This window comes from Martelella sp., from assembly GCF_984369615.1.
Genome location: NZ_CFHTCS010000116.1, coordinates 1 through 11,927 on the forward strand (window position 1 = coordinate 1; position 11,927 = coordinate 11,927).

Annotated in this window: 8 protein-coding genes and 1 pseudogene; 7 read left to right on the plus strand and 2 right to left on the minus strand. The window is 65.2% G+C overall.

Features of this window, described 5'->3' with window-relative positions:
* From AC5DC2_RS11200 to AC5DC2_RS11210, 3 genes are all read left to right on the plus strand, one after another.
* Positions 1 to 527: ABC transporter ATP-binding protein (locus tag AC5DC2_RS11200; RefSeq protein ID WP_491698529.1), on the plus strand; the 527-nt coding region annotated here is incomplete at its 5' end.
* Positions 527 to 1,387: a branched-chain amino acid ABC transporter permease gene (locus AC5DC2_RS11205; protein WP_491698534.1), complete on the plus strand. Its 861-nt coding sequence runs from the start codon at positions 527 to 529 to the stop codon at positions 1,385 to 1,387. The genes AC5DC2_RS11200 and AC5DC2_RS11205, both read left to right, overlap by 1 nt.
* 9 nt (positions 1,388 to 1,396) lie before the next feature.
* Positions 1,397 to 2,407 (plus strand): branched-chain amino acid ABC transporter permease, encoded by a 1,011-nt coding sequence (locus AC5DC2_RS11210; RefSeq protein WP_491698530.1) that lies wholly within the window; start codon positions 1,397 to 1,399, stop codon positions 2,405 to 2,407.
* A gap of 296 nt (positions 2,408 to 2,703) precedes the next feature.
* Here the strand turns inward: AC5DC2_RS11210 and AC5DC2_RS11215 are convergent, their stop codons facing one another.
* Positions 2,704 to 8,940, minus strand: coding sequence for an apolipoprotein A-IV repeat region-like domain-containing protein (locus AC5DC2_RS11215; RefSeq protein ID WP_491698531.1), 6,237 nt, complete (start codon positions 8,938 to 8,940; stop codon positions 2,704 to 2,706).
* A 530-nt stretch (positions 8,941 to 9,470) separates the two neighbouring features.
* Here AC5DC2_RS11215 and AC5DC2_RS11220 point away from each other — a divergent pair.
* The 4 genes from AC5DC2_RS11220 to folK all read left to right on the plus strand — a co-directional run bounded on the left by AC5DC2_RS11220 (position 9,471) and on the right by folK (position 11,604).
* Positions 9,471 to 9,791, plus strand: a complete 321-nt coding sequence (locus tag AC5DC2_RS11220; RefSeq protein WP_061449870.1) for a 2Fe-2S iron-sulfur cluster-binding protein — start codon at positions 9,471 to 9,473, stop codon at positions 9,789 to 9,791.
* A gap of 70 nt (positions 9,792 to 9,861) precedes the next feature.
* Positions 9,862 to 10,734, plus strand: coding sequence for a dihydropteroate synthase (gene folP, locus AC5DC2_RS11225; protein WP_491698532.1), 873 nt, complete (start codon positions 9,862 to 9,864; stop codon positions 10,732 to 10,734).
* Positions 10,731 to 11,102: a dihydroneopterin aldolase gene (gene folB, locus AC5DC2_RS11230; RefSeq protein WP_024707034.1), complete on the plus strand. Its 372-nt coding sequence runs from the start codon at positions 10,731 to 10,733 to the stop codon at positions 11,100 to 11,102. Before folP ends, folB begins: the two co-directional genes overlap by 4 nt.
* Positions 11,092 to 11,604 (plus strand): 2-amino-4-hydroxy-6-hydroxymethyldihydropteridine diphosphokinase, encoded by a 513-nt coding sequence (gene folK / locus AC5DC2_RS11235; RefSeq protein ID WP_491698533.1) that lies wholly within the window; start codon positions 11,092 to 11,094, stop codon positions 11,602 to 11,604. The genes folB and folK overlap by 11 nt, the downstream gene beginning before the upstream one ends.
* 6 nt (positions 11,605 to 11,610) lie before the next feature.
* Here the strand turns inward: folK and AC5DC2_RS11240 are convergent.
* Positions 11,611 to 11,927: pseudogene (locus AC5DC2_RS11240) on the minus strand (hypothetical protein); the annotation flags it as partial.

Genomic DNA, 11,927 nt, shown 5'->3' on the forward strand with positions numbered 1-11,927 from the left:
CGAGCGTTGCAGAATGGTCGCGATCCGCGGACGCTCGGCGAGGCATGGCGCTGGTGCCGGAGGGCAGGCGGCTTTTCCCTTCGCTTTCCGTCGAGGAGAACCTGCTGGTCGGGGCTGCCGGCGGCCGGTCAGGCGCATGGAACCTCGACGCGGTCTATGACCTGTTTCCCGATCTCGTTGAAAAGCGACGGAATCCCGGCACGGCGCTCTCCGGCGGGCAGCAACAAATGGTGGCGATCGGCCGGGCGCTGATGTCGAACCCCGTATTGCTGCTCTGCGACGAGATCAGCCTTGGTTTGTCGCCGAAGATCATCCGCGACATCTATCAGGCCCTTCCGAAAATCCGCGCCTCTGGCGCCTCGGTGCTCGTCGTCGAGCAGGATGTCGGCCAGGCGCTTGCCGTCGCCGACCGGGTCTATTGCCTGATGGAGGGCAGGGTGACGCTGACCGGCACACCCGCCTCGCTCACCCGCAAGGAAATCGCCGCCGCCTATTTCGGCGCGTCCGATCTGAAGGAGGCTTCATGATGGTTTTCGTCAACGCGGTTCTGCAGGGCATCCTGCTCGGCGGCCTCTATGCGCTCTTTGCCGCCGGCCTCAGCCTGATGTTCGGCGTCATGCGCTTCATCAACATTGCCCATGGCGACTTCATCGTCACCGCGGCCTATCTCATGGTGGCCTTCGTCGTCGGCTGGGCCATTCATCCGGCAATCGCCGCCGTCGCGGTTCTCGCCATTCTGGGCGCGGCCGGCTATCTCAACCAGCGCGTTCTCCTGAACCGCATGCTGGGCAAGGATATCCTGCCGCCGATCCTCGTGACCTTCGGGATGTCGATCATCATCCAGAACGCGCTGCTGGAGATCTTTTCCGCCGACAGCCAGCGCCTTGTCGCAGGTGGGCTCGACACCGGCAGCCTGTCGCTGGGCGGCGGGCTTGCCGTCGGTTACCTGCCGCTCCTGATGTTCGCGACGGCCGTGGCGGTGATCGCCATCCTGCAGTTCATCTTCTATCGCACATCGCTCGGGAGGCTCCTGCGCGCCACCTCCGATGACCCGGAAATCGTGCCGCTGATGGGGGCGAAAAACGCCCACATCTTTGCGCTGGCAACGATGATGGCGAGCGTTGTCGTCGGCATTGCCGGCATCTTTCTGGCGATGAAGACGAATTTCGATCCGTCGGCCGGACCTGTCCGTCTGATCTTCGCCTTCGAGGCGGTGATCATCGGCGGTCTCGGCAGCCTCTGGGGCACGCTGGCCGGCGGCATCATTCTCGGCATCGCCCAGACGGTGGGGGCCCAGATCGACGCCGGCTACCAGATCCTGGCGGGGCATCTCGTCTTCCTCGCCCTTCTCGTCGTGCGGCCGCGCGGCCTGTTTCCGAAAATGTGAGGTGAGCCGATGACCCTTTCCCTTCCGACCGCGCCGCCCGTCCCGCGCGATTTCGTCTCGCCCGGCCTGCGCACGGTTCTCGTCGCAGCGCTCGTCCTCTTTGCCGTCGCACCGCTTTGGGCCGGGCCTGCGGGGTTGCGGCTTCTGATGGAGGCCTTCAGCCTTCTGGCGCTTGCCCAGATGTGGAACCTGCTTGCCGGTTACACCGGGCTGATCTCGGTCGGCCAGCAGGCATTTGTCGGGCTTGGCGGCTATCTGTTCTTCGCGCTCGCCATGTTCCTGAACGTGCCCTTGCTCGTGGCCATTCCGGCCGCAGCGGTAGCCACCGCCGTCATCGCGGTGCCCACCGGCTGGGTCGCCTTCCGTCTGAAGGGCGCCTATTTCGCCATCGGCACCTGGGTGATCGCCGAGGTCTTCCGGCTCACCATGGCGCAGATCGGCGCGCTTGGCGGCGGTTCGGGGATTTCGCTGCCGGTTGCCATCGTCCGTTCGCTCTCGGCCGACCGGTTTGCCCGCGAAATGATCATGTACTACATCGCCTTCGGCCTCGGCGTCGTCTCCATTGTCGCCGTCTGGGGGCTGTTGCGCTCGCGCTGGGGCCTGGCGCTGACGGCCATCCGCGACAGCGCGCCGGCGGCGGAAAGCGTCGGCGTGCGCGTTGAGGCGGTGAAGTTCATGGTCTATGTGTTCGTAGCCTTCTATACGGGCCTGACCGGCGCCTTCATTTTCCTGCAGAAGCTGAGGATCACGCCCGACGCCGCCTTCAGCGTCAACGAATGGACGGCCTTCGTCATCTTCATCGTCGTCATCGGCGGGCTGGGCTCCATCGAGGGGCCGATCATCGGCACGGTACTGTTTTTCCTCTTGCGCTGGATCGCCGCCGACTGGGGCGCCTGGTACCTGATGGCCATGGGCGCGATCGCGATCGCGGTGATGGTGGTCAACCGGCGCGGCGTCTGGGGCGCGCTCCGGTCGGCCTTCGGCACGCTCTCGGTCCTGCCCGTTTCGCGCAGGCTTTAGCGCAACGGGCGGCGCATCTGGCCCGCCCGCTAAAACGTTCCCGATATTATTCCTGAAATTCAATGGACTATGCCGCCGGGGCTTCGAGTCAAGGGGCAAGGCTCTGCTGGCAAGGCCAACGGTCACGGTCGGTGTGCCGTGCGTCATGTTGACAAGCGAAGGGCCGCTTTTCGTGTAGTCTGGATCCTCGGGTCAAGCCCGAGGATGACCCGGAGTGTGGCAATGGCTTTGTCGACAAGCAAAAGGGCGGTCTTCGCAACCGCCCCTCAGCCTGATCGTTAATTCGATAGCCGGTCCTATTTCAGCCGACCCGCCGCGTGGGCGAGCATGGTATAGACCTTGCCGGTGTCCGACGTCAGGTAGGACTGGATGGCGCCGCGGTCGCGGTTCTTGCGCATCACGTCGGAGAGCAGCTTCTCGAAATCGGCAATATAGCGGTCGACGGCGGTCTTGAATTCGCGGTCGCCCTCATATTTCGCCTTGATCTCGTCAAAGGTGCGCTGGCCCTTGAGCGTGTAGAGCCTGCGCGTGAAGACGTCCCTTTCACCCTGCTGGTAGCGGCCCCAGAGTTCGACCGAGGCATCGTGGTCGATGGCGCGGGCGATATCGACGGACAGCGAGTTCAGCGAATCGACGACCTGGTTGGGCTTGCGCTCGCCGGTCGTTGACTGCGCGGGGCGCGCCTGCTGGCTTTCGCGCTGGCCGGCTTCCTCGCGGGCGGCTGCCCTCAGAAGATCGCTGATCCAGCCTTCTCCGCCCGGCGCATTGCCGGCGGTACGCGTCACCGCCTGCTGGCGCGGCGCGTGCGCAGGCTGCTGTTTCGGCATTGCCGCCGAAAGGCTGGGCGCGCTCAGCGATCCGGCGGGCGGGCTGGCGAAGGGCCGCCGGGCGACCGGCTCTTCCGTCTTCTGCTGCGGGCGCGGCGCTTCGGGCGCGGAAACCTGCGAGCGCGATGTCGCGATCATTGACGAGATATCCTCAAGGGCGCGGATCTGGTCTTCAACGGCCTTGCGCATGGCCTTGGCGCTTTCGCGCGCCTCTTCGGGCATGTCGTGAATGCCGCGCTTGACCGCCTCGCGCGTGTTGTCGAGTTCGGCGCGGATTTCGGCGGAGATCCGCTCGATTTCCTGCGTGGCGCCGGAGAACCGGCGGGCGGCGTCGTCCACCGAGCCGCGCATGGTTTCGGCAACCCGCTGCGACATGCTCTCGGCATCCTGCCCCGTCTTTTCCATCGTGGCGGCCACGGCTGCGGCGACACCCTTCAGTCCCTTCTCGATCTCCTGCGAACGCTCGGCGAGGCCCTGTGACAGGAGGCCAAGCGCCTCCTGGCGTTCGGAAAGCGTGCTGGCGAGGTTCGACTGCGCGCTCTCGATCAGGTTCGAGGCGCGGTCGAGCACGCCGGCATGGCTTTCGATCTGCGCGACCAGGCTCTGCACCGTTTCAAGAGCGCCGGCGGCGCTGCCGTCGAGCGCGTCGACCTTGGCGCCAAGCAGGCTGCTGGACTGCTCGAGCGAGGCGGACGAACGTTCCGCGGTCTCGTTGATGCGGTTGGCGGTCGAAGCCAGCTGCTCGTCGGCGGAAGAGAGGCGAGCGGCGGCCTCGTCGACCAGACCGGCGAGCATCTGGTGGCTCTGGGAGAGGTGGCTGACGAGCGCCTCGACATTGCCGGCAAGCGCGTTGCCGTCGGCGCGCAGCTGGCGGCTGCCTTCCTGCGAAGCCTGGTGGATCCGCTCGGCGGCAAGACGGCCGGTCTCGCCATAGCTCTCGATCAACGGACGGGCCTTCTCCTCGATCAGGCTGCTGAGCGTGCTCGTGTGTCCGGAAAGCATCGAATTCATGTCGCGGGCGCGTTCGTCGAGCACATTGCCGACGGCGTCGCCGCGCGCAGCCAGCACGCGATCGACCGTGCCGAGCGTTTCCTCCAGCGCCTTCATCTGGGCGCCGAGGTTGTCGCGCAGCGACTGCGCCCGCTCGGTCATCGATTTCTCGGATGCCTCGAGCTGGCCGGACAGCATGTCGGCCGTGCCGGCAATGCCGCTGTTCAGCCGTTCGCCGCGCTCGGCCAGCAATTGCTCGGCGTCGCCCATCGTCCGGCGGATCGTCTCGATCTGGTTGTCGATCCGGCTGCTGGTGGCCGACAGGATCTCGGAAATCCGCGTGCTGTTTTCCGACGCATGCTCGCCGGCAAGGGCTGCCTGACTGGCGAGTTCCGCCTGCATTTGACGGGCGCGGTCGAAGATTTCGTGGGCCGAGCCCTCCATGCTCTGCCGCGCGGAGGCGACGGCGCCCGCAACCTGCTCGGTAAAGCCCTGTCCCGCCTGTTCCAGCTTGAGGCGGGCGTCCTCGGCGCTGCGTTCCATGTCGGCGGAGGTTTCGGAAACCGTGTCGCGGATGCGTCCGGCAAGCTCGCCGGAACGGCGGTCCATTGTGTCGCTGATCCTGACGAGGCCCTGGTCGAGGGCGCTTTCAAGGCCGGAGAAGCGGCTCTCGATGTTTGCCTGGCCTTGCTCGAGGGTCGCAGCAATGGCGCTGCGGCGGGCGTCGAGGGTCTCACCCAGCCGCTCGACGGCGGCGCCGCTCGCGGTCTCGATCACGCGCGCCTTTTCGTCCAGCGTGCCGGCGAGACGTTCGTCGATCTGCGAGCCGGCCAGCATGAAGGCGTTTTCGTGGGTCAGCATCGTTTCGTTGAGGCTGCCGGCAACGCGTTCGCCGGCCTGCTCGAGCCGCGCCGTGTTTTCGGCAAGCGCGTCATTGATGCGGGTATGAACGGCATCCGCGGACGAGGCCAGACGGTCGGCTGCCTCCTGCGTCGCCCGTTCGAAGCCGGTGCTCTGCTCGGCAAAGGTCGTTTCCAGCCGGTTGCGGGTCGTCTCGCCGGTCTCGGCCAGACGTTCGGCATGCCCGGACAGCGAGGAAGAGAGGCGGTTTTCGACAGCGCTGCCGGTATTCTCGATGGCGCTTGCATGGTCGTTCAGCGCCTTGTCGAGCCGGCGTCCGGCCTCGTCGACGAGGCCTTCGATGCGGATGGCGCCAGCCTCCACGCTCTGGCCGTGCCTGTCGAGACTTTCGCCTAGCGCGCCGAAGGAGGTCTCGACCCGGCCGGTCATGGTCTCGGCCGAGCGGGTGATCAGGCCTGCCGCGGTGGAAACCTTCTCGGCAATCGCGCCGGCGGAACCGCGCAGCCTGTCCTCAAGCGCCATGCCGGCCTTGTCGATGGTTTCGCGCAACGCATTCTCGCGGCCTTCCAGCGACATTTCAAGCAGGCTGGAGGAGGCGGCAATCGTGGCGGAGATGCTGGTCGTGCCGTCGGAGAGCGTCTCTGAAATGCCCGTGCTCGCCTGCTCGATCGCGCTCTCGAGCGCGCCCGTTCCAGCGCGCAGGCTGTCTTCCAGTCGCGTCTGGCCGGCTTCATAGGCGCCGCGGATGCCGGCCTCGCGCTCGGCAAAGGTTCTGGTGATGCGGTCGTCGATCTCGGAAATCCGGCCGTCGAGCGCCCTGGCCTGGGTGTCGACCGTTTCCTGAAGGCTGTTTGCGACATCGCGATAGGCGCCCGTCAGGCGCGTCTGGCCTTCTAGGAGCGTTCCGGAGAGACGCGTGGTCGAGGAATCGATCGTCTGGCCGAGGCTTTCCTCGCTGGTCGACAGCGTCGCCGCCAGCATCATGGCATGGTCGGAAAGGCGCTCGTCCAGTCGCTCGCTCGCGCCGGAAAGGGCGGCGGTGATGCTTTCCTCGCGGCGGCTCAGGCCGGCCTCGAGCCTGTCGGCCGCGCCGCTGACGGCGGCCTCAAGGCGCTGACCGGTTTTGTCCAGCGTTTCCGCGACCCGCTCCCGGCTCTTCTCGCTCGTGTCGCTCATGCGGCGCTCATGCGCGTCGAACGTTTCCTCAAGGGCTGCCTGCGCGGAAGAGAGCCTGAGGGAAAGCAGATCGGATTTCTCGGAAATCTGCGTCTCGATCCGTTCGCTCGCGCCGGAAAGGGCGGCAGTGATGCCGGCCTCGCCGCTGCCGAGGCGCTCGGTGAACTGTCCCAGCTGGCGGTCGAGATGACCGGTTGCTTCGCCAAGCGCGCGGTCGAGCCGGCCCTGGCCGCTTTCGAGCGTCTCCCCAAGCCTTGCCGTCCTGGAATCGATCGTCTGGGCGAAGGTCTCTTCCGCCGCCGAAAGCGTGGTGGCGAGCATGATGGACTGCTCGCTCATCTGCTCCCCGAGCTGTGCGGTGGCTGCCGAAAGCGTCGCGCCGATGCCGGACGCGCCGTCGTTGATCTGAGCGTTGAACCGCTGAAGCTCGGCCTCGAGACGTTCGGAGGCGCCGGAAAGCGAGCCGTCGAGCTGCTCCTGGCCGTCGCGCAGGACCGTTTGCAGCTTTTCGGTATGGGCGCCGAGGCTCTCGCCGAAGGTTTCCTCGCTGATCGACAGCGTCGCGGCCAGGCCGGCCGCATGGTCGTTCATCCGCTCCTGCAGACGCTCCGAGGCATTGTCGAGAACCGCGGCAATCCCGTTTTCGCCATTGCCGATGCGCTCGTTGAACCGGGCAAGCTGGCTGTCGATCCGGTCCGACGCGCCCGCGAGCGTGCCGCTCAGGCGCTCGTTACCCTCGCGCATCCGCTCCTCGATGCGGGCGGTATGGCCTTCGAGCGACATCGCAAACGCTTCCTCGCTGGTCGAAAGCGTAGTGGCGAGCATGATCGCCTGGTCGTTCATGCGCTCGCCGAGCCTTTCGCCGGCATCGTCGAGCGTTGCGCTGATATTGGCCTCGCCGCCGGTGATCTGCTGGCTGAAGCGGGTGAGCTTTTCTTCCAGCCGTTGCGAAGCGTCGGAGAAGACCTGCTCGAGCCTGCCGTGATCCGCCCCGATGGTTTCGCTGATCTCCTTGACGTTGGTCTTGAGCGTCTGGTCGAGCATTTCGGTGCTGGTCGACAGCGTCGTCGCCAGCGACAGCGTGTGATCGGTCATCTGCTCCTGAAGCCTGTCGGAGGCATGGGACAGCATCGTATCGATGCTCGAGCGGCCTTCGGAGACGATCTGGTTGAAACGTCCGAGCGTCGTGTCGATCCGGCCTTCCATGGCGCTGCCACTTTCCTCGAAGGCGCTGGTGAAGGCATCGAGCCGGCTGTCGAGATCGGTTCCGAGGCGGGAGATCGTGGCCTCGAGGCGCTGGTCGACATATTGCGTGCGTTCCTCGACCTGACGGGCGATCTCGGCATCGGTCTCGCTGATCTGCCGGTTGAAGCGGACCTGGCTTTCGCTGAGCGTCGTCGACAGACCGCCGACGACCCGCTCCAGCGCGGCGTTCATCGCGGTCTCGCTCTCTTCGGCAACGGCGCGCAGGGTCTGCGTGCGTTCGCCGAGAAGCGTTTCCAACTGACCGCCGCGTTCGGAAAGCGCGGAAGTCAACTGTTCGGTCTCCGTGTTGAGCGCGCTGGCGCTGGCGGTGAAATCGTCGATGAGCGTGCGGCCGCGTTCGTCGAAGCGCTGTGAGAGATCGGTGAAGCGTTTGTCAAACAGATCGGAAAGCGCGCCATAGTTTCGATCGAACTCGCTCCTGAGCGCGCTCGAGCGGTCCTCAAGCAGGTCGCCGATCGAGGCGACGGCGCGGGCGGTGTTCTCGTTGATCACGGCGGCCCGGGTCTCGAGCATTTCGGCAACCCCGTTGCCGGCCGTGCTCACCTTGCGGGTGAGGTCATCCATGACCGTGCCGATCTGGTCCTTGAGCTGGTCGTTGGTGCCAAGGATCGAGGTCCTGAGGCGGGCGGCGTGGCTGACCACGGCCTCGCGTTCGGCCGTCAACTCCTGCACGAGGTTGCGGATGCGCATCTCGTTGTCGGCATAGCTGCGCTCCAGCGCATTGACCTCGGAATGGACAAGGTTTTCAAGCTCGGAGGCGCGGGCGATGGTGCGCTCGATGCCTTCGTTCATGGCGTAGACTTCGCGGCGAACGGCCTGGCTGACGCTGCGCACCTGCTGGGCAGCATTCTCGTCCGGATCGGACAGGCGAAGCGCCACCTCGGCCATCGAGCGGGCGGCCTCCTGCATGTCGCGCGCGCGCGCCAGCATGATGTTGAAAGCATAGAAGACGAAGATCGGGGCGACGGTGAGCGCCGCGGCGAGGCCGATGCCGTCAATGCTCAGGATGTCGGCGAAGGAGGTGGCGTTGAAGATGCGGCTGCCGAAGGCGACCAGCGTTCCGGTGACGCCGAGCGCCAGCCAGCCGGCGGACATGATCGTGGACGTGCGCAGCGCCTTGACGGTCGAGCGGCGCTCGAAGGCCTTCAGCACGCGCTGCGTCGACAGCATGCCGGGATCGTTGGCGGGGCGGAAGGCGGGCGATTTCGGCCGGGGGGCGTTGGCGCGTTCTTCCTCGGCGCGCGCGCTCTTTGCGGCCTGCCGTCCGAACACGCTTTCCTTTCGCTGCGGCGCTTCCTGTTCGCGCGGCGCTTCGCCATCAGCCTTCTGTTCCGGCGAATCGGATGACAGGGCATCCTCCAGCGCGTGGAGTGCCTGATCGTCGAGCGAAGTGCCGCCTGATTGTTTCGCCATGGATACGCCTCGTGACACGCGGGCCGTTCCGGACGTCCGTCTTGAGCCGACGGGTCCGAAAAGCCCTGAAACTTCAAAACCGGTTCAGTCTGGCCCGAACTGGGCAGATGGCCGGCACACAGGTTCGAAACAGCCTTCATTTGCCTTGCCGCTGCGGCCCCCGCTTGAGGCGATGGGCGGTGGAAGACAGGCAAATGTCTTCTATTTCAAGGGATTACCCCCGTTTTCAATCGCATATTCACAAAAGCCGCACAACATCATCCGGCGGACCGGATCCGGACGCAACGCGATCCGGTGCTGAAATGCGGCCGGAAGGAGCTGCAAAAAGCGATCAAATTCCGTCATTTAGCAAATATTAACCATAATGCGTCTTTTCTGAGGCTTTCCACATAATGAACTTTTCTTTCCAGGGCGCCTTTTGCCATCCGGATCGTCACGTCGGTCGCAAATATTGACTGTTCGCGCGGAATGAGGGAAGAACCGGTCAATCCCCGATGCCGCCCGGCGCTTTGAACATTAAGGTCCATGACATGCTGAAACTGAAAATCATCGGCAATGATGACACCGTTTACGATCTCGAGGTGGAGGAAGGCTCGACCGTGATGGAAAACGCGGTGCGCAACGGCGTGCCGGGCATCGTGGCGGAATGCGGCGGGGCCTGCGCCTGCGCGACTTGCCACGTCTATGTCGATGAGGAATGGTTCGAGAAGGTCGGCGAGCCCGAGCCGATGGAAGAGGACATGCTGGATTTCGCCGTCGACCTGCGTGCCAATTCCCGGTTGTCCTGTCAGATCAACATGCGTCCGGAGTTCGACGGACTGACGGTGCGCGTGCCCGACGAACAGGGCTGAAACGGGTGGCCGGGTGGCCGCTCGCGCCGCCGAAGAGACCCATCGGTCAGCACGCAAAGAGGGTAGGGCCATGATGCAAGCCCCGACGACCTGTTTCAGGCCGCGCACGCTGTCCTGCGCCAATGGCCGCACGCTTGCGCTTGGACCCATCGGCGTGCTGATGGCGATCGTCAATGTGACGCCTGATTCCTTCTCCGATGGCGGACAGTTTGCCGATACGGCTTCTGCCGTCGACCACGCACTGCAGGCGGTCGAGGAGGGCGCGGCCATTCTCGATATCGGCGGGGAATCGACCCGGCCCGGCGCCGCCCCGGTTTCAGCCGGCGAGGAGCAGTCGCGGGTTCTGCCGGTGATCGAAGCATTGGCGGAAAAGACCGGGGCGCTAATCTCCATAGACACCTATCGCTCCGGGACCGCACGTCTGGCGGTCGCCGCCGGCGCCCACATCATCAATGACGTGAGCGGCGGCACGGCCGAACCGGAGATATTGAGGATCGTCGCCGAGACCGGCGCGGGCTACTGCCTGATGCATACGAGCCGCAACCGCGAAACGCTTGCCGACCCCGTCGCCGACCAGCTCTTTTTCCTCGATAAGGCGCTCGCGGCGGCGCGCGCAGCGGGCATTGGCGACAGCCAGCTGGTCATCGACCCGGGATTCGGTTTCGGCAAGGATGTCGCGGACAATCTGGCGATCATGGCGCATCTCGATGCGTTGCACGGGTTCGATCTGCCGATCCTGATCGGCACCTCGCGCAAGCGCTTCGTCGCGGCAATCGGCGGAGCCGTCGACAATCTGACCCGCGATTTTGCAACCGCATCGACCACAGCGATCGCCCGCCTTGCCGGCGGCGCGATCTTTCGTGTTCACAATGTCGGCGCCAACCGCGCGGCGCTTGCATTCGCCGATGCCATGATCGCGCGCCACACCGGAGACCCATCATGAACGGCCGCTATGTCATCACGCTGAAAAACTGCGCCTTCTTTTCCACCCACGGGGTGATGGAGGAGGAGGAGCGGCTCGGCCAGCGTTTCTACGTCGATATCGTCATGCATATCGAGGACGAGGCGGCGGTGCTGCATGACGATTTCTCCAAGGCCGTCGATTACGGCGAGGTCTACCGCATCACCAAGGATGTCGTCACCGGCCGCCGTTTCAAGCTGATCGAGGCGCTGGCGCATGCGATCGCCGTTTCGGTTTCGCGCCACTATGATGCGATCAGGCGGATCGAAGTGACGGTGCGCAAACCCGCCGCGCCGGTTCCCGGCCTTCTCGATCATGCCGAGGCCAAGGTCGCCTACGATGTCGAATGAGAGGGTTCGCGCCGCGCTCGGCCTCGGCGGCAATCTCGGCGAGCCGGCCAAAACCATGGCCCGGGCGCTGGCTGTGCTTGACGCAGACACTCAAACCCGGGTCGTCGCGGTCTCGCGCCTCTACCGCACGCCGCCCTGGGGGCCTGTCGAACAGCCGCTTTTCATCAATTGCTGCGCCCTGATCGAAACGGCACGCGCGCCGGAAGACCTGATGCGCTTCTGCCTCGATATCGAAAAACGGCTGAAACGGGTGCGCGACCGGCGCTGGGGACCGCGCCTGATCGATATCGACATCCTGACGTTTGGCGATCTCGCGCGGGAAAGCGATCTTCTCACCGTTCCCCATCCGCGCATGACAGAGCGCGGCTTCGTGCTCGTGCCACTTTCAGAGATCGCGCCGGACCTCGTCGTGGAAGGGAAAACGGTCGCCGCCTGGCGCGACAGGGTGGACACGGACGGCATCGATCCCGTCAGCGATAACGGGAACTGGTGGAAAGGCTAGGCCCTGTCAGTCAATCGATCCGACCGAAAGCGGGTCCGTCTGGCGTTTCAGCGACAGGCCGATGACCGGCACATAGCGGGTGCCGCCCTTGATCAGGAGCGTGATATTCAGGTCCTCGGGTCCGGTCAGGCTGGTGACGAGCGCGCCCTCGACATCCTCGCGCCTGAGTTCGATCACCGCCTTGCCGCCTTCGACCGAGCCGCCGGTCACCTCCAGGCCGTCGCCGTCTTCGCCATCAAGAAAGCGGCCGCGATAGCCGTCTTCCTCGCGGATGAACACGGCGGTCATCGGATGCGAGAACAGACCAGCGCGACATTTGCAGA